At 62.8% G+C, this 17,373-nt stretch carries 15 protein-coding genes; 6 read left to right on the top strand and 9 right to left on the bottom strand.

What is annotated here, in order from left to right; genetic code table 11:
* Positions 1–56 precede the first annotated feature (56 nt).
* A complete protein-coding gene (gene hemN / locus AT395_RS24110; RefSeq protein WP_231586168.1) occupies positions 57–1,601 on the top strand; it encodes an oxygen-independent coproporphyrinogen III oxidase in 1,545 nt (514 codons plus the stop codon).
* A 95-nt stretch (positions 1,602–1,696) separates the two neighbouring features.
* Here hemN and AT395_RS24115 read toward each other — a convergent pair whose 3' ends face one another.
* Together AT395_RS24115 and AT395_RS24120 are read right to left on the bottom strand one after the other, a co-directional pair.
* Positions 1,697–1,894, bottom strand: coding sequence for a YbdD/YjiX family protein (locus tag AT395_RS24115; protein WP_048628483.1), 198 nt, complete (start codon positions 1,892–1,894; stop codon positions 1,697–1,699).
* A 16-nt stretch (positions 1,895–1,910) separates the two neighbouring features.
* A complete protein-coding gene (locus AT395_RS24120) occupies positions 1,911–3,977 on the bottom strand; it encodes a carbon starvation CstA family protein (protein ID WP_042113878.1) in 2,067 nt (688 codons plus the stop codon).
* A 385-nt stretch (positions 3,978–4,362) separates the two neighbouring features.
* Here AT395_RS24120 and AT395_RS24125 point away from each other — a divergent pair, with 385 nt between their 5' ends.
* Both AT395_RS24125 and AT395_RS24130 read left to right on the top strand, forming a co-directional pair.
* Positions 4,363–5,748 carry a cache domain-containing protein gene (locus tag AT395_RS24125; RefSeq protein WP_042113876.1) on the top strand — a complete coding sequence of 462 codons (1,386 nt, stop codon included), beginning with the start codon at positions 4,363–4,365 and terminating at the stop codon, positions 5,746–5,748.
* A complete protein-coding gene (locus AT395_RS24130) occupies positions 5,745–6,377 on the top strand; it encodes a response regulator (RefSeq protein WP_042113874.1) in 633 nt (210 codons plus the stop codon). The genes AT395_RS24125 and AT395_RS24130 overlap by 4 nt, the downstream gene beginning before the upstream one ends.
* A gap of 30 nt (positions 6,378–6,407) precedes the next feature.
* On the opposite strand, the gene AT395_RS25765 is transcribed toward AT395_RS24130, so the two are convergent.
* Both AT395_RS25765 and AT395_RS24135 read right to left on the bottom strand, forming a co-directional pair.
* Positions 6,408–6,587: a hypothetical protein gene (locus tag AT395_RS25765; RefSeq protein ID WP_048628482.1), complete on the bottom strand. Its 180-nt coding sequence runs from the start codon at positions 6,585–6,587 to the stop codon at positions 6,408–6,410.
* A 260-nt stretch (positions 6,588–6,847) separates the two neighbouring features.
* Positions 6,848–8,734 (bottom strand): phosphoenolpyruvate carboxykinase (GTP), encoded by a 1,887-nt coding sequence (locus AT395_RS24135; RefSeq protein ID WP_231606094.1) that lies wholly within the window; start codon positions 8,732–8,734, stop codon positions 6,848–6,850.
* Positions 8,735–9,293: 559 nt separating this feature from the next.
* Here AT395_RS24135 and AT395_RS24140 point away from each other — a divergent pair.
* A complete protein-coding gene (locus AT395_RS24140) occupies positions 9,294–10,304 on the top strand; it encodes a D-2-hydroxyacid dehydrogenase family protein (RefSeq protein ID WP_042113870.1) in 1,011 nt (336 codons plus the stop codon).
* Positions 10,305–10,334: 30 nt separating this feature from the next.
* On the opposite strand, the gene AT395_RS24145 is transcribed toward AT395_RS24140, so the two are convergent.
* The 3 genes from AT395_RS24145 to AT395_RS24155 all read right to left on the bottom strand — a co-directional run bounded on the left by AT395_RS24145 (position 10,335) and on the right by AT395_RS24155 (position 12,360).
* Positions 10,335–11,204, bottom strand: coding sequence for a patatin-like phospholipase family protein (locus tag AT395_RS24145; RefSeq protein ID WP_048628481.1), 870 nt, complete (start codon positions 11,202–11,204; stop codon positions 10,335–10,337).
* Between the two features lie 55 nt (positions 11,205–11,259).
* Positions 11,260–11,661, bottom strand: coding sequence for a PaaI family thioesterase (locus tag AT395_RS24150; protein ID WP_042113866.1), 402 nt, complete (start codon positions 11,659–11,661; stop codon positions 11,260–11,262).
* A gap of 111 nt (positions 11,662–11,772) precedes the next feature.
* On the bottom strand, positions 11,773–12,360 hold the full coding sequence (locus tag AT395_RS24155) for a hypothetical protein (protein ID WP_042113864.1): 588 nt from the start codon (positions 12,358–12,360) through the stop codon (positions 11,773–11,775).
* Between the two features lie 385 nt (positions 12,361–12,745).
* Between AT395_RS24155 and AT395_RS24160 the strand changes: the two genes are divergently transcribed.
* Complete coding sequence (locus AT395_RS24160) at positions 12,746–13,153, top strand: DoxX family protein (RefSeq protein WP_042113861.1); 408 nt, start codon at positions 12,746–12,748, stop codon at positions 13,151–13,153.
* Between the two features lie 230 nt (positions 13,154–13,383).
* On the top strand, positions 13,384–13,944 hold the full coding sequence (locus AT395_RS24165; RefSeq protein ID WP_042113858.1) for a Spy/CpxP family protein refolding chaperone: 561 nt from the start codon (positions 13,384–13,386) through the stop codon (positions 13,942–13,944).
* Positions 13,945–14,068: 124 nt separating this feature from the next.
* On the opposite strand, the gene AT395_RS24170 is transcribed toward AT395_RS24165, so the two are convergent.
* On the bottom strand, positions 14,069–14,755 hold the full coding sequence (locus AT395_RS24170) for a Fe2+-dependent dioxygenase (protein WP_042117652.1): 687 nt from the start codon (positions 14,753–14,755) through the stop codon (positions 14,069–14,071).
* Positions 14,756–14,906: 151 nt separating this feature from the next.
* Positions 14,907–17,141, bottom strand: coding sequence for a TonB-dependent receptor (locus tag AT395_RS24175; protein WP_048628480.1), 2,235 nt, complete (start codon positions 17,139–17,141; stop codon positions 14,907–14,909).
* Positions 17,142–17,373 lie beyond the last annotated feature (232 nt).

A 17,373-nucleotide genomic window follows, 5' to 3' on the forward strand; every position in this document is an offset into this window, starting at 1 on the left:
CGCCGCGTTCACCACAAGGCTACAGTCGAATATCACCTATCGTTACAAGCTTCGTCATGAGCCCCCTCCCCCTTTCATCGACGCCTTGTGCCAACCTCACGGCGACTGGCGAATCGCGCACCGGTTCGCGCTGCCCTGGCTGCACCTCGCGCGCGCCGACTGACGGCCACGGACAATCGCAGTGCGCGGCCCCCCCGACACGCCAACCGGCCCCCGCCACCCCGACGGCCCCCATTCACTTCGACGCACGGCTCCTCGCCCGATATGACGTCAACGGGCCGCGTTACACATCGTATCCGACAGCGCTGCAATTCCGCGACGACTTCGACATCAGCGACTACGCGCGCGCGGCGGCCCAATCCAAACGCACTGGCAAGCCACTCTCGCTCTACCTGCACGTGCCGTTCTGCGACACCGTATGCTTCTACTGCGCATGCACTAAAGTCGTGACTCACAATCGCGCTCACGCCGATGCCTATGTCGAGCGGTTGCACGCGGAGATTACGCGTCAAGCGGCGCTGCTCGGAGCGGGTCGCACGCTCGCGCAGATGCATTGGGGCGGCGGCACGCCCACCTTCCTCTCGCTGGAGCAGATCACCTCGCTCATCGACGCCATCGGCCGTCAGTTCGTGATGACCTCCGACGACAGTGCCGAATACTCCATCGAGATCGATCCCCGCAGCGCGGGCCCGGCATCGATTCGCGCCTTGCGTGCGCTGGGATTCAATCGCCTGTCCATCGGCGTGCAGGATTTCGATCCCCGCGTTCAGGAAGCCATCCACCGCGTACAACCGCGTGCGCTGGTCGAAGCCACGCTCGACGCCGCGAGGCGCTGTGGCTTCCGGTCGGTCAACTTCGACTTGATCTACGGCTTGCCGCATCAGACCCCCGAGTCGTTCTCCAACACGTTGGATGCCGTGATCGAAATGGCGCCGGAGCGCCTGTCGGTGTTTAGCTACGCGCACCTGCCGCAGCAGTTCAAAATGCAGCGTTGCCTGCCCGACAATCTGCCGGATGGTCCGCAAAAGCTGGCACTCTTGCAGACGATCATCGCCCGGCTGACGGCCGCGGGCTATGTCTATATCGGCATGGACCACTTCGCCCGGCCGGACGACGAACTGGCGCGCGCCCAAGCCGCCGGCACGCTGCATCGCAACTTTCAGGGGTATAGCACGCGCGCGGATTGCGACCTCGTCGGCGTCGGCATGTCGGCCATTGGCCGCGTGGGCGACAGCTACGCGCAAAACGCCAAAACGCTGAAGACCTACTACGAAGCCATCGACGCAGGCGGCCTCGCGATCACTCGCGGCGTGCGCCTCGATGAAGACGACCACATCCGGCGTGATGTCATTACGCGGGTGATGTGCGATATGTCGCTGAACTTCGCGTCCATCGAGCGAGCGTACGGCATCGATTTCGTGGCCTACTTTGCGACAGAACTGGGCGAGTTGGCCGATCTGGCAGCCGACGGGCTCGTAGCCATCGACGCTCACGGGTTGCGCATCCTGCCAGCGGGGCGTTTGCTGGTACGTGTCGTGGCGCAGGTTTTCGACGGTTACCGCCGCAGCGCCGCAAACGCTCGCTGTGCGAAGGTCATGTAGCCGCCACGTCGTTACCGCCGCAAAAAGAAACGCCCGGTGGATATCCCACCGGGCGTTTTCATTGCCGCTGGACAGACTGCAATGCTCTCGAGGCACTAGCAGCAGCGTCCGCCGCTTTTGCCACCGTAACGCGCCTCCTGCCGCTCGCGGAAGAAGGCCTCATAACTCATAGCCTCCTGATCCGGGTGCGTGGCACGCATGTGCGCCACGTACGTCTCGTAGTCGGGCAAGCCGACCATCAGGCGCATGGCCTGTCCGAGATACCGGCCGACCCTACCGACTTCATCGAGCATGGCGGTCTCCCGGGCCTCAGACCTGACGTCCCGCCGGCATCGGCTCGAACGGCGTTTCACGAGCTGTCGGCTTGTTGGCCCGGCGCGCCTCGAGGATGGTGCGCAGGCCGAAGAACGCCACCGCCACCACCACGAACATGAAGACACCGGCGAGCGTGGCATCCACGTAATCGTTGAACACGATCTGCTGCATCTGCGCCACCGACTTGGCCGGCGCGAGCAGCTTGCCGTCGGCGAGCGCCGCCTGATACTTCGCTGCGTGGGCGAGGAAGCCGACCTTCGGGTCCGGATCGAACATCTTCTGCCATCCGGCCGTGAGCGTGCAGGCGAGCAGCCACAGGGTCGGCAGGATCGTCACCCAGGCGAAGCGCTCACGCTTGAGCTTGAAGAGCACGCAGGTTGCGAGAATCAGCGCAATCGCCGCCAGCATCTGGTTGGAGATACCGAACAGTGGCCACAGCGTGTTGATGCCACCCAGCGGATCGACCACACCCTGATAGAGGAAGTAACCCCACGCCGCGACGCAAAGCGCCGTAGCAATCAGATTGGCCGGCAGCGACTCGGTACGCTTGAGCGACGGCACAAATGTGCCGAGCAAGTCCTGGAGCATGAAGCGGCCTGCGCGCGTGCCGGCATCAACGGCCGTCAGAATGAACAGTGCCTCGAACAGAATCGCGAAGTGGTACCAGAACGCCATCATCGCTTCGCCGCCCACGACCTGATGCAGGATGTGGGCCATGCCGACGGCCAGCGTCGGTGCGCCACCGGCACGGGAAATGATCGTGTTCTCGCCGACGGCGTGAGCGGTGGCGCTCAGCACCTCGGGCGTAATGGAGAAGCCCCAGCCCGAGACCACTTGCGCCACGGCTTCCGGCGTCGTGCCGATCACGGCGGCCGGGCTGTTCATCGCGAAGTACACGCCCGGGTCGATCACAGATGCAGCGACCAGCGCCATGATGGCCACGAACGATTCCATCAGCATGCCGCCGTAGCCGATGAAGCGCGCGTTGACTTCGTTATCGAGCAGCTTGGGCGTGGTGCCCGACGAGATCAGCGCGTGGAAGCCGGAGACGGCACCGCACGCGATCGTGATGAAAAGGAACGGGAACAGCTTGCCCGACCAGACCGGGCCGCTGCCGTCGACAAACTGCGTGAGCGCAGGCATCTTCAGCTCGGGCGCGACCACCAGAATACCGATGGCGAGCGCCAGAATCGTGCCAATCTTCAGGAACGTCGACAGATAATCGCGCGGCGCGAGCAGCAGCCACACCGGCAACACGGACGCGACGAAGCCGTAGCCGATCAGCATCCAGGTGAGTTGCTTGCCGTCGAACGTGAACAGTGGCGCGAGCGCGGCGCTATCGTGCACGCTCTGACCGAAGTAGATCGCGGCCATGAGCATTACAAAGCCGATGATCGATACTTCGCCTATGCGGCCCGGGCGAATGAAGCGCGTGTAGATGCCCATGAAGAGCGCGATCGGAATCGTCAGCCCGACGGTAAACGTGCCCCACGGCGAGCCCGTGAGCGCCTTGACCACGATCAGCGCCAGCACCGCGAGAATGATGATCATGATGAGGAACGCGCCGAACAATGCGATCACGCCGGGGATCATGCCGAGTTCGGACTTCACGAGATCGCCAAGCGAACGGCCGTCGCGACGCGTGGAGATGAACAGCACCATGAAGTCCTGCACCGCGCCGGCAAACACCACCCCGGCTAGAATCCACAGCATGCCCGGCAGATAGCCCATCTGCGCGGCGAGCACGGGGCCCACGAGCGGCCCCGCACCGGCAATCGCGGCGAAATGGTGACCGAACAACACGTAGCGGTTGGTCGGCACGTAGTCGAGCCCGTCGTTGTGACGCCAGGCCGGTGTCATGCGCGAGCCATCGAGCTGCGCCACTCGCGTGGCGATGAACTTGCTGTAGAAGCGATAAGCGATCAGATAAACGCAGATAGCTGCGATCACGATCCAGAGTGCGCTGACGGTTTCGCCGCGCGAGAGTGCCACCGTACCCAGCGCGCACGCGCCGACGATGGCGACCGCTGCCCAGGGCAGTTGTTGCCAGATGCGATTCATTGTCTCTCCTCGGAACTGCCTCCTGTGGGCAGCAACCCGGGACGGCGCCATTGCAGCGCTGTCCCGCCTCTTGGTGCGGCGTCATCGAGACGCCTCGAAACGTGGCTCACTGCGAACACCCCTCTTTCGGGGGTCTGCGCACAGCGAGAGCCGGTGACATTGCGCGAAGACGCCGCATGCGGACATACGGGCATTCGAACCTGCGCAACACTTGCGAGATGCTTGCGAGACGCACGCAAGCGGCGCTGGGCAGCCCCGGCCACGATTCGGCGTGTAGTATTGGCGTTTGCCCATCGCGCCACAAGCGCGAAACTACGCAGGACCGCTACGTGCTACTACGTAGCGCGATGCTGTAAAACACGGCATTGCTGGCTTTTCGAATGTCATGAATCTCCGACAGAAATTTTTCGTTCTGGCCTTGTTGCCGGTCGCATTGGCGATGGTCGCCATTGCGCTGGCCGTGCGACACCAAGGCAATGAGCTTTCGCGCGCGCAGCACGACGCCGTGCAGACCACGTCGCTGGCCAACAAGCGGGCCGAGCTGCTGCATTACGTGGGTCTTGCACGCAACGCCATCGAGCCGTTGTATGACGGCCCCGACACCCCCGCCGCTCGCGAACAGGCCCTCGCCACCCTTGCACGCATGGAGTTCGGCAAAGACGGCTACTTCTTCGTCTACGACCTCGAAGGCCGCAGCCTGATGCACCCGCGTCAGCCCGAACTTGTCGGCCACAATCTTTGGTCACTCAAGGATGAGTCGGGGGCCCCCACGATTCAACGCCTGATCGCCGCGGCACGCGCCGGTGGTGGCTACGTGCAGTACGCGTGGGAGAAGCCGTCTCTCCAGCAAATGACCCCGAAGCTGGGTTACGTGATCGCTCTGCCGCGCTGGAACTGGATGATCGGCACCGGCATCTATCTCGACGATGTCGAAGCCACGCTGCGTGAGTCTGACGACCGGGCGCAGTCGAACATCGACCGCACGCTGATCTGGATCACGCTCATCGCGTCGTCCTGCCTGGCCATCGTGGGCCTGTGCGGACTTGTCGTGAACATCACCGAGCTCAAGACCGCCGACGCGAAGCTGCGTCAACTGGCGCGGCAGGTTGTGGAGTCGCAGGAACTGGAGCGATCACGTATCTCGCGCGAGTTGCACGACGGCATTAGCCAGCTCCTCGTGTCGGTCAAGCTGCTGCTGGAGTCGGCGTCGATGCGCCTGCCGGGCTCACCCGCCGCGGCCAGCACCACACTCGGTGTCGCCATCGACCGGTTAAACGGTACGCTCGGCGAAGTCCGACGTATCTCGCAGGCGTTGCGCCCGGCCATGCTCGACGATCTCGGTCTGGCGGCCGCCATCGATCAGCTCGCGCGGGAGTTCGGTTCGCACGCCGGTCTGCCTGTCGAGATGAGCGTCGAAGGCGAGGCGCCTGTGCTGGACGACAATATCAAGACAATGCTCTACCGCATCGCCCAGGAGGCGCTGACCAACATCGAGCGCCATGCGCAGGCTTCGCGTGTCTCGATCCTGCTGATCTTCAAATCCGACGGCATTCATTTGTCGATTGCCGACGACGGACGCGGTTTCGACGTATCCGACGTGCACCACGATCCTCGCCATGGCATTGGCCTGCGCAATATGCGCGAGCGTCTCGATGCCGTGGGCGGTGTGCTGGGTATTCAGTCGTGGCCTGGCCTCACCACCATCAGCGCGTGGGTGCCCCTCACGCCTGCCGCCGTAAAAGCGGCGCTTCGTGCAACATCACGCAAATGACGCAAGCTCCCCCTATCCGATTGCTGCTGATCGACGATCACCCGCTTGTCCGCGACGGACTACGCGCCCGTTTCGATGCCTCTCCCAATCTTCAAGTCGTGGGAGAAGCGGGCAACGCGCAGGAAGCGCTCACGCGCGCCAAGACATCGTCACCAGATCTCGCGTTGATGGACATCAGCATGCGCGGCACGAACGGCATCGAACTGACGGCGCAATTTCGCGAGCAGTTTCCGCACATCGCCGTGTTGATTCTTTCGATGCACGACAACGCCGAGTACGTGCGTCAGGCGGTGCGGGCCGGCGCGCGCGGCTACGTGCTCAAAGACGCCCCGGCGCACGAAATCGTGACCGCCATCGAACGCGTGGCCCGAGGCGATGCGTACTACAGCGCCGCCATCGCTGCGCGCGTGGTACAGGCGTCGACATCGCACGCGCCCATCGATTCGCTCACGCCCCGCGAACGCGAAATCCTGTCGCGCATTGCCCGAGGCCTGGCCAACAAGCAAATTGCGACGGAGATGGATCTGTCGGTACGGACCGTAGAAACCCATCGACTCAATATCAAGCGAAAGCTCGGCATAGAAGGGCAAGCGGAGTTGATCAAATTCGCGGTGGAGAATCGGTTGTAATACGGCCGCTATCGGCCGCTTCTCACGGGATCAATGCAGAAAGGGGGTTGTATATCTCCACTCCGGCATTGGAAAAATCCCCGGTCTGCGCGCCACGTTGTCCAGAATCGTCAACACTTCCTCCTCAGGTGTTCCGCCATGCAACGCCGCACGCGATCGAATCGATCTCATCATCGGTTCATCCATCCCTTCAATCAGCATCATATGCATCAGCCCCTCCGCGTGTTCATAAACTACATTTGGCGTCCGAATCGAACACTCGAACGACAGGGGAAATGCTAGCACCGGAGCCCTTTCGAAAACCGGCTAAACGCTTGCTCGGCGCAGCTTTCGGAAGGATCACAAGGGAATAAAAAAATCCCACCGAAGTTTCCCTCGGCGGGATCGTTTTACGCACCCCGAGGGTGCTGGCTGCGAGGCTGGCGACGGCGCGCGATCAGCGCATCGCCATGTCAGCCGTCAAACGCGAATCACGACTTCAGACGACGTTCGATATCGGCCTTCGTGTCGAGCAGCGCCTGGGGCAAGTGATGCTTGAGCGTGTCGAACAATTCGGTATGCAGCTTCAGCTCTTCATGCCATGCAGCCGGGTCCATCGACGTCACGTCGTCGAACTGCGCCGGCGTGAACGACAGGCCGTTCCAGTTCAGATCCTCGTAACGCGGCGTGATACCGAACGCGTTCTCCACCCCCTGCGCCGTGCCGTCGATACGGCCGAGCATCCACGCCAGCACACGCATGTTCTCGCCGAAGCCCGGCCACACGAATTTGCCGTCTGCGCCCTTGCGGAACCAGTTCACGCAGTAGATCTTCGGCAGCTTCGCGCCCGCCTTCTCGAGATGCGCGCCGGTGTCGAGCCAGTGCTGGAAGTAGTCGCTCATGTTGTAACCGCAGAACGGCAACATGGCGAACGGGTCGCGTCGCACCACACCCTGCTGGCCTGCCGCCGCTGCGGTCGTCTCCGAGCCCATCGTCGCGGCCATATACACGCCTTCGGTCCAGTCGCGCGCTTCCGTTACCAGCGGCACGGTCGTCGAACGGCGCCCGCCGAAGATAAACGCGTCGATCGCCACACCGGCCGGATTTTCCCAGTCGGCGTCGATCGACGGGCACTGCGAAGCCGGCGCCGTGAAACGTGAGTTCGGATGTGCTGCCTTGCGGCCCGTCGCTTTGGCGCTCTCCGGTGTCCAGTCCTTGCCTTGCCAGTCGATCAGATGCGCGGGCGGCGTATCGGTAAGGCCTTCCCACCACACGTCGCCATCGTCGGTCAGCGCCACGTTGGTGAAAATGACGTTCTCGCCAAGCGTCGCCAGCGCGTTCGGGTTGGTCTTCTCGCTCGTACCCGGAGCCACGCCGAAGAAGCCGGCTTCCGGGTTGATCGCGTACAGACGGCCGTCGCGACCCGGCTTGATCCACGCGATGTCGTCGCCGATGGTTTCGACCTTCCAGCCCTCGAAGCCCTTCGGCGGAATCAACATGGCGAAGTTGGTCTTGCCGCATGCCGACGGGAATGCCGCAGCAACATGGTATTTCTTGCCCTCCGGCGACGTCACGCCGAGGATCAGCATGTGCTCGGCCAGCCAGCCTTCGTCACGCCCCATCTTCGACGCGATGCGCAGCGCAAAGCACTTCTTGCCCAGCAGCGCGTTGCCGCCGTAGCCGGAGCCGTAACTCCAGATCTCACGCGTTTCCGGGAAATGGACGATGTACTTCGTGTCGTTGCACGGCCACGCCACGTCCTTCTCGCCGGCGGCGAGCGGTTTGCCGACCGTATGCACGCACGGTACGAACTCGCCGTCGGTGCCAAGCACGTCGTACACCGCGCGGCCCATGCGCGTCATGATGCGCATGTTCACGGCCACGTATGGCGTGTCGGACAGCTCCACGCCAATGTGGGCGATAGGCGAGCCGAGCGGCCCCATCGAGAACGGCACGACGTACATCGTGCGGCCGCGCATGCAGCCGGTGAACAGGCCGTCGAGCGTGGTGCGCATTTCGCGCGGATCGATCCAATGATTGGTCGGGCCGGCGTCTTCGCGCTTTTCGCTGCAGATGAACGTGCGGTCTTCCACACGCGCCACGTCCGACGGATCGGACAGCGCGAGGAACGAGTTCGGCCGCTTGGCGGGGTTGAGCCGCTTCATCGTGCCGGCGGCCACCATCTGTTCGCACAGACGGTCGTATTCCTCCTGCGAGCCGTCGCACCAGACGACACGCTCGGGCTGGGTGATCGCCGCGATATGCGATACCCAGTCGATCAGCTTGCGGTGACGCACCCAGGTGGGCAGATCACGAGTGGCGACGTTGGACGAGGAGGAGGCGTTGAGCGCACTAGCGCCCACACTGGCTTGCGTCATGGGGGTTGTCTCCATGCAGAGTCGGAAAATCGATGCGGACGACGGGCGTCCGTTGTGCGGGCACCTCGAATCGCCGGGCGGCCCATCCGGTTGGGGATACCGGACGGGCGGAAATGCCCCGGCAATGGCTGCGGGCGCCGGACATCCTGGCGCTCGCGGGCTCGGGCCGCGTGAAGGACGGAGCGTGTTGTGCGACTTTCGGCGCACGCGAGAACACACGCAGGAAGGCAGGGGGCAACACGCGCACCGATTCGTGCGCTTCAAGCGTCTCGTTCACCAGGTCCGACTTGCGTTTGCGGGGTGGATTCGATTTTTTGCCATCGTGTTGAGGCGGTTTCGCCATGGTTGCCAGGACACCTGCCATACTATGCAAAACGAGGCGTCAGCATACCACCGCGCAAATCGCGCCGGTGCTGCGTCGCAACAAGGCCGGCGGGGGATTTGCCCGATAGACGCCGTGCGTGTCATCGACCAGAACACCCGCCAGTGCGGCGGCCTCCGACAATTGTTCCGTCTGCGCAGGGCCTGCCTGTCCGCGCCGATTCGATTACGTTTTGCCATGAAAATTGCCATTCTCGACGACTATCAGGACGCCGTTCGCAAGCTCGACTGCTTCTCCCTGCTGGCCGGTCATGACGTTAAGGTCTTCAACAACACGGTCAAAGGCGTCGGGCAACTCACCGCCCGCGTCGGCGAAGCCGAAGTGCTCGTGCTGATACGCGAACGCACCGCCATCACAGCGCAACTCATCGACAAACTGCCGCGGCTGCGAATCATCAGCCAGACGGGGCGCGCCGGCAATCACATCGACATCGACGCCTGCACCGCCCGTGGCGTGGCTGTGCTCGAAGGCGTGGGCTCGCCCATCGCACCGGCCGAACTCACCTGGGCGCTGATCATGGCCGCCCAGCGCCGCATTCCGCAATACGTCTCCAGTCTCAAGCACGGTGCCTGGCAGCAATCGGGCCTGAAGTCGTCGAGCATGCCGCCGAACTTCGGTCTGGGTCAGGTCCTGCGCGGCCAGACGCTCGGCCTCTGGGGCTACGGCAAGATCGGCCGCCTCGTTGCGGGCTATGGCCGCGCGTTCGGCATGGAGGTCATGGTGTGGGGCCGGGAGGGTTCGCGCGAGGCCGCCGCGGCCGACGGCCTGCGCGTGGCGAACAGCAAGGAAGAACTCTTCACGCAAAGCGATGTGCTGTCGCTGCATCTGCGCCTGAACGACGAGACGCGCCATCTCGTCAAGCTTGAAGATCTGCTGCAAATGAAGCAGACCGCGCTGTTCGTGAACACGAGCCGGGCGGAACTGGTGGAAGAAAACGCGCTCATCACGGCGCTCAATCGCGGTCGTCCGGGCATGGCGGCCATCGATGTCTTCGAGAGCGAGCCGATTCTGCAAGGCAACCCGCTGCTGCGTCTGGAGAATTGCGTGTGCACGCCGCACATTGGCTATGTCGAGCGGGAAAGCTACGAACTGTATTTCCGCGTGGCGTTCCAGAACATCGTCGACTTCCTGAACGGCGACCGCGCCCACGTCGCGAACCCGGCAGCATTGCTCGGTTTCGGCCGCTAATCTCAGCGCATCGTTACACCAGCGCGCCGATCACACCGCCGGGAGGCGAACCGGCTTCATCGTCTCCAGATGGCGCAGGAACGTTTCGCCGTCTTTGCGGCCCAGTGCGTATGCCGGGCCCATCATGTCGGGGCGCGTGTAATCCCAACTGGAAATCGGTACGGGTACGGACGGCTGCACATACAGCCGGTCCTGCCCGGCATGGTGCCGGGTGAAAATCTGCGGACGCGGATAGCATCGCGTAACCAGCACCAGCACCTGACCGGGCGTGGCGTCGAGCGCATCGACTGGCACATTGTCGACCATGCCGCCGTCGAGCACCGCCCGTCCGCCACGTCGGAGAATCGGCGTGAAAGGCGGCGTGCATGACGATTGCAGCATCAGATCGGCCAGCGCTTCGGTGGACCGGCAATCCTGCGCACGCACGAATTCGGGCGTAAAACCGAGTCGCCGGGCGAGCGTCGGATGCAGGGTACGGCGAATATGCTTATCGATGTTGTACGCCATCAGCCCCGCCACGGTGGCCGTACGCGGCCCGAGCCAGCGCGGGATGTGCGACACGCCCACCCGAATCTCCGGTCCCGCGGCAAGTTTGTCGAGTTGGCCGTCATAGATGTCGAGCAACGCCTGCCGATAGATACGGTAATGCGGAAACACCCGCTCACGGCGCAGCAGGTTGCCCCAGTACGCGTTCTTGCGGTTGCTCGAAAGCGCCTGCCGGTAATAGTCCATCACCCAGTCCGACGCGCGCATTTGCAGCATGCACGCCGTGGCCGCCCCGGCCGATATCCCGGTGATAACGCGGGGGCGCAGCGGCACCTCGCGCACCACCCGCTCCCAGAATCCGGCCTGCCACCAGCAGCGGTTACCGCCCCCGGCGAATACGATCTGATCGAACACCTGTCTCTCCCTCGTTGGTATCGGCCTATCGGCGCTGAACGCCGCGCCGGCACGTTCAAAGCAGTGCGTAGGTGGTCGTGGCGTGCACGGCCATCTTGCCCGACGCATCGAGAATCTCGATCTCGCCGAACACCAGATTCTTGCCGCGACGCAAAATCCGCGCCACCACGCGCAAATCGCCCTCGGTCACCGGACGCATGAACTGCGTGTTCAGCGTAACGGTCGTCATGGGCTGAAAGCCCCCGAGTGCCGCCGAGAGCGCCACCACCATGGCGGTGTCGGCCACCGCCATGAACACCTGCCCGCAGATGACACCGCCACCGTGTTTGAACGCCGCGTCGAACGGCAATCGCAGTTCGCTTTGTTCCGGTCCGGTCGCCTCGACTTGCAAATTGAGTTGCCGCACCCACGGCGAGACGAGTTCGTCGAGCATCTTCTGCGCTTGCACCAGCTCCATCCTGAGCCTCCTCCAACGTTGTGGTGACGCCGATGATAGCCCCAAAACAACAGCGCCACCCGGCAAAGGGTGGCGCTGAGGTCATGCCCGTGATCTGCTGTCAGCGGCGACTCATCCGTTCGTCTTGTCGTGATGAATCCGCTGGCTCTGATGGTTTTCGCGGTGCTGGATACCGGCTTGCTCGCCGTTGCTCACATGACCGTTCCCGGCTGCACGCGCTTCGGCGGCGTCGACATGGGCCTGACCGCGCTCAAGGCTGCCGACCTGACGATTATTCAACGTACCGGCCGCTTGCCCCTGCGCGATACGCTTTTCCTGATTGACGTTGCGCTGCACATCGGCCTGCATGCGCTCCGAGGACTTCGAGGTGGGATTCGCCACCCGGCCGTTATGCTTGAGCTGATCGATCTTCGCGCTCTCCTTGTTCTGCGCGTTGGCAATTCGCGCCTTCTCGGCGGCCGTGTCCCCCGTGCGATCGGCGTGCGCTTGCATACGGTCGATTTTCGCCTCGCCCTTCTCGAGGCTCGACGCTTCCTTGGTCGTGAGCTGACCGCTCTTCAGCCCGTTCTCGATGCGCTGTTGCTGATTGATATCGCGCGCCGTCTCGGTACTGGTGCTTTGCGCAAATGCCTGCGAGGCGAACACACCGCCGAGCGCAACGGTCACGGCGCTCAGAATCAGAGTTTTACGAACGTTCATGATGGAATCCTTATTGACTTGGGCTGTGCTTTCGAAATATCCGAACGCGATGAGATAGATACGTGTTCGGGGAACCTGCGGGATCGGAACCGTTGGGGGAATTGCCAGCGAATGTCCGTGTCCTTATGCGGATTAACGAAGCGCGCCCAAGCTGCGCCGACAGCCTTCGTGTAACCGGGTAGTCCGAAAAGTAACGGCTTGTAATCTCCATACCGAGCCCGGCCCAAGCTATGCCGTTGAAATCGTTCAGACAGTCGCAGACAGCGCCGTAACGATTTGATACAGTGGTGCCCATTTGGCCGGTACGCCCTGCCACGGCAGCGTGCCACCCCGTTACCTGTCGGTACCTATACGCGAACACGCGAGTCAAGAAGGAGCCTTCACTATGCAGAGCACCAAAGACGATCTCGGCAAACTGATCTTGCGCCTCACCCTCGGCATCCTCCTGCTGTTTCACGGCGTCAGCAAAGTGATCAACGGCGTGGGCTTCATCGAGGGCATGATCACGTCACATGGCCTGCCGAGCTTTCTCGCCTACGGCGCCTACCTGGGCGAAGTGCTCGCCCCGGTGCTGCTGATTCTCGGCGTGCTCACCCGTCTGGGTGGCCTGCTGGTCGTGGCCAACATGCTCGTTGCCTTCTCGCTGGTTCATCTGAGCCAACTGGGCGACCTCTCGAAGACTGGCGGATGGGCGCTGGAGCTGCAAGGCTTCTATCTGCTCACCGGCCTGTGCGTGATTCTCTTCGGTGCCGGCCGCTACAGCGTGTCCGGCGGCCGCGGCGCCTGGGACTGATCGGCGCCCCAGTCCGGCAAGCGGGCGTCGCGCGCATTGCAGCGTTGATAGTCCTGACGGCCCGCCCTTGTCGACAACCGGCGAGGGCGGGCCGAGTCGTTTCGGAATGTTGCATACGCGGGCATTGGTAATGCGGGGTAATACGGCAGTTGCACTTTGCAACCTGTTCGGCGTAGCGGTGACTTACTCTGAAACTGCCAATTCCGGCAGTATCAACAGGAGTCAACACCATGCGCAAACTGAAGATCGCCGCCGCGTCGGCAGTCCTCGTCGCCACCTCGATGCTCGGCGTCGCCCATGCCGCAGACGCCACTGCGCCGGCCACGGGTCCGCACGCCGCAATGCACCATATGCGCGGCGACCACGGTCCCTGGGGGCTCGGTGACATTCGCAAGCTGCACGATCAGTTGAAGCTCGACGCGCAGCAAGAGCAAGCCTGGCAGCAGGCCGTAAATACGTCGAAGCAGAACCGCGACGCCATGCGTAAGAACGGCGAGCAGTTCCGTCAGATGATCGCTCAGGCGAAGGATCAACAAGTCCTCGACCTGTCCGGCATGCGCGCCGCGCGCGAGAAGGTATTCGATCAGAACCGCCAGCTTCGCAGCCAGACGGAAGATGCTTGGCTGAACGTGTACAACGGGCTGAACAACGATCAGAAGACCATTGTGAGCAACGCTATCAAGGCGCGCTGGGCCAAAATGAAGGCCTGGCACGAGAAGGCGATGCAGCGTCGCAGCCAGATGCACAAAGGCGCACCGGCAGCGCAAACACCGGCCGGTCAGGCTCAATAAGCGCGAGGCCAGCGCCGCCGGGGAAAATTGCCCGGCTTGTCGTGAAACGCCCGGTCCCTGCAACCATGCAGGGCCGGGCGTTTTTTATCGCGGCGCTGGGCTTGGCAGATGCGCATCCCAGCGATCAGGTCTCGCTCCAGAGGCGCAGCAAGTTGTGATAAGTGCCGACCAGCGTGCGGCGCGCGGTCTCGTCCGCGTCCGTTGCGTTGAGCCGCTGAATCGCGTTGTCCATGTCGAACAGCAGCGTGCGTTGCGTGTCGTCTCTCACGAGGCTCTGCACCCAGAAGAAGCACCCGACCCGCGCGCCGCGGGTGATGGGGTTCACACGATGCAGACTGGTCGCCGGATACAGAACCATCTCGCCTGCCGCCAGCTTCACCTGATGCGCCCCGTATTGATCTTCGATCACCAGTTCGCCGCCGTCGTATTCGTCAGGGGAAGCGAGAAAGAGGGTGGCCGAAATGTCGGTGCGAATGCGCATACCGCTGCCCGGCTGCAAACGGATCGCGCCATCAACGTGATTGCCGAAATGCATGCCCTCGCCGTAGCGGTTGAACATTGGTGCGTAGACCTTGTTCGGCAATGCGGCGCTGATGAATAACGGATGGCGTTCGAGCGCGCCGAGAATCACGTCGCCCAACTCGCGGGCAACGGCCGAACGCTCGTCGATCTGTTGATTCTGTTTGACGGGGGCACCCGAATAGCCCGCCGTGGCGAGTCCGTCGACCCAGGCGTCGCCCGCGTTGTCGAGTTTGGCGCGAACCCAGCGAACCTGATCGCTGCTGAGGATATTCGGAATTCGGAGCAACATGGGCGGCATCTCTCGAAAAGGCGTACGGCGCGAGCGCGGCGGTACCACAGTCAGGCCCGCTCGCGCCTCGTATTGTGCGGTATTTTGCGAAGCGCGATGGCGTGCCGTACGAGCGCTCGCTCGGCGGCCGCGCCGTGTGCGCCCCCTCCCGTCAGAAGCGATACGTGCCCGTGAGCAGCGCCGTGCGACCGATACCCGGCGCGGCGCGCCCGCCGTCGGACGGAATCAGTGCGTCGAAGTAGTTCTTGTTGAACACGTTGAGCAGGTTGAAGCGGATGTCGTACTTCGGCTGATGGTAGGCAATGGTGGCGTCCCAGCGAGTGTAGCCGCCCACGCGAATCAGATTCGTGTTGGCCGCATAGCGCATCGACATGTAGTTCATGCCGCCGCCCACTTCCCAGTGGCCCAGCGTGTAAGTCGACCATAGCGTAAGCGAATGACGCGGCGTGTTCGCAAGCACGTTGCCCTGCGTACCGTCGTTCGCTTGCACGACCTGCGAGTTCAGGAGCATGTAGCCCCCCATCAGCTGCCAGTTCGACGTGATGTGGCCCGTGGCGCTCACTTCCGCCCCGCGAATGCGCACCTTGCCTGCGTCCGTGTACTCGCCGGAGGTGCCCGTCTGCGTGCGCGAATTGTTTTGCGTGACCTGGAACAGCGCGGTGTTGATCGACAGATTGTCGTCGAACAGATTCCACTTGCTGCCGACTTCGAACGACTGGTTCGTCTCGGGCGGCAACGCCTGCGTGTTGTTGGTGACGGTGAGCGTTTCGAGCGACGGGTTGAACGACGTGCCGTAGGAGAAGTAGTACGACTGCGCCTCGCTCGGCTGATAGATCACACCAGTGCGCACGCTGGTGTAGTTGACGGTTTGTGTCGCGTAACCCGGCGCGTTGATGGTGTTCGATAGCTGCGCTTTATATCGGTCCCAGCGCAAACCGCCCACGATCTTCCACTGCTTGTTCAACTCGATGGTGTCGTTCGCGTAGAACGCCACCGTCTCCGCCGAGCCCTGCGCCAGATTGCCGACGCTGGTGGTCACGTTCGGCAGATTCGAGTAGTACGCCGTACTGTCGGCCGGAATCCAGCCAAGCATGCCCGACGCCTGGCCCGCGCCGGTGCGCAAATACGCCTGGTTCTCGTAGGTGTCGCGCCCAAGTTCCGCGCCGGCGATCAGCGTGTGCTTAAACGGCCCCGTCGAGAACGTTTTCACCACGTCGGTCTGGTTGAACAGCGACGTGTCGGTGATTTTCCGGTCATGACTCTGCAACTGCACCCAGAGCTGGTCGAGCGAATACGACGGAATGCCCGCCGTGGCGCCAGTGGGCAGCGTGGTGAAGCCCCCCGTGCCGTTAGGCACGCCCACCGCGTGCGACGACGTTTCAACAGCGTCGATGACGTAGCGGCTGTATTGCGTCTGGTTCGAGATCTTCAGGCTGTCGTCGACCTTGTGCTCGATCTTCGCCGAGAAACTCGTCACGTCCTGCACCGTGCGATCGGTCGTCAGACCGTAGAACTGATTCCTCGAGATCGGCAATGGGTGGCCGTTATACCCGACGGTGCCGTAATCCGGCATGTCGCGGTTATGTTCAATCAGCGCCGAGAGCGTGATCTGCGTGGGCGTACCGATGCCCAGCTTGAGGGTCGGCGCAACACCCCAGTCCTGATTGTTCATGACGTCGCGCGTGGTGTGAATGTCCTGCGCAAAGCCATTGATCCGGAAGGCGGCGGTGTCCGAGAGCGGATGGTTGAAGTCGAACGAGCCGCGATACCGGTCGTTCGTGCCCACGGTGCCGGAGACTTCGTTGAGCGGCTTGAGATTCGCCTGCTTGCTCACCTGATTGATCACGCCGCCGGTCGAACCGCGACCGAACAGCATTGACGAAGGGCCTTCCAGCACTTCGATGGAGTCGAGATAGAACGTGTCGCGATAGTACTGGCCGCGATCGCGGAACCCGTCGAGATAGATGTCGGTGCGCGCCGAGAAGCCGCGCAAGTTGATGTTGTTGCCGATCTGCCCGCCCTCTGCGCCACCGATGGTGATGGCCGGCGAATTGCGCAGTGCGTCGGCAAACGAAGTCGCGCCCTGCGCCTGCATCACGGCCTTGTCGATGACCGTGACCGACTGCGGAATGTCGCGAATCGCCGTGGGAATCTTGCCGCCGACGGTCGACATGTCACGCTGATACTCGTCGCGAATCGACGTGCCGGATACCTCCGTCTGCGGCAGCGCAGCGGGTGGCGTAGCGGCCGGTGCCGCGCTTTGCTGCGCGCCCTGAGGTTGCGCCGTGTCCATGCTCTGCGCCACCGCAGGCGAGGCGTAGGTGACGGCGAGCGGCGTGGCGAAGAGCGCCATCATTGCCAGGGCGAGCGGCTTGCGTTGCATCATGATCGGTTTTGAAATGCTTCGTTATCGGACTCAGAAGTGAGGTCTGAGACATGCGGAACTCACGCCGACGAACGACGCCCCGGAACATTCGCTGCCTTGTCGTGCCCGGTCGTCACTCTCGACATGGGCCGCGAATATAAATAGGAATGATTTTCATTACAAGACACCGAATTTACGGTAACCCACTGAAATTCATAAGATTTTTGTAACACGCCGTAATACAACGGCACCA

The sequence above is a fragment of the Pandoraea apista genome (assembly GCF_001465595.2).
In the GTDB taxonomy this organism is placed as follows: Bacteria; Pseudomonadota; Gammaproteobacteria; order Burkholderiales; family Burkholderiaceae; genus Pandoraea; species Pandoraea apista.

Bases quoted from the DNA above. Each gene is read 5' to 3' on its own strand.
- hemN (WP_231586168.1), top strand. From the start codon at position 57: ATGAGCCCCCTCCCCCTTTCATCGACGCCTTGTGCCAACCTCACGGCG.
- AT395_RS24115 (WP_048628483.1), bottom strand. From the start codon at position 1,894: ATGCTCGATGAAGTCGGTAGGGTCGGCCGGTATCTCGGACAGGCCATG.
- AT395_RS24120 (WP_042113878.1), bottom strand. From the start codon at position 3,977: ATGAATCGCATCTGGCAACAACTGCCCTGGGCAGCGGTCGCCATCGTC.
- AT395_RS24125 (WP_042113876.1), top strand. From the start codon at position 4,363: ATGAATCTCCGACAGAAATTTTTCGTTCTGGCCTTGTTGCCGGTCGCA.
- AT395_RS24130 (WP_042113874.1), top strand. From the start codon at position 5,745: ATGACGCAAGCTCCCCCTATCCGATTGCTGCTGATCGACGATCACCCG.
- AT395_RS25765 (WP_048628482.1), bottom strand. From the start codon at position 6,587: ATGCATATGATGCTGATTGAAGGGATGGATGAACCGATGATGAGATCG.
- AT395_RS24135 (WP_231606094.1), bottom strand. From the start codon at position 8,734: ATGACGCAAGCCAGTGTGGGCGCTAGTGCGCTCAACGCCTCCTCCTCG.
- AT395_RS24140 (WP_042113870.1), top strand. From the start codon at position 9,294: ATGAAAATTGCCATTCTCGACGACTATCAGGACGCCGTTCGCAAGCTC.
- AT395_RS24150 (WP_042113866.1), bottom strand. From the start codon at position 11,661: ATGGAGCTGGTGCAAGCGCAGAAGATGCTCGACGAACTCGTCTCGCCG.
- AT395_RS24155 (WP_042113864.1), bottom strand. From the start codon at position 12,360: ATGAACGTTCGTAAAACTCTGATTCTGAGCGCCGTGACCGTTGCGCTC.
- AT395_RS24160 (WP_042113861.1), top strand. From the start codon at position 12,746: ATGCAGAGCACCAAAGACGATCTCGGCAAACTGATCTTGCGCCTCACC.
- AT395_RS24165 (WP_042113858.1), top strand. From the start codon at position 13,384: ATGCGCAAACTGAAGATCGCCGCCGCGTCGGCAGTCCTCGTCGCCACC.
- AT395_RS24170 (WP_042117652.1), bottom strand. From the start codon at position 14,755: ATGTTGCTCCGAATTCCGAATATCCTCAGCAGCGATCAGGTTCGCTGG.
- AT395_RS24175 (WP_048628480.1), bottom strand. From the start codon at position 17,141: ATGATGCAACGCAAGCCGCTCGCCCTGGCAATGATGGCGCTCTTCGCC.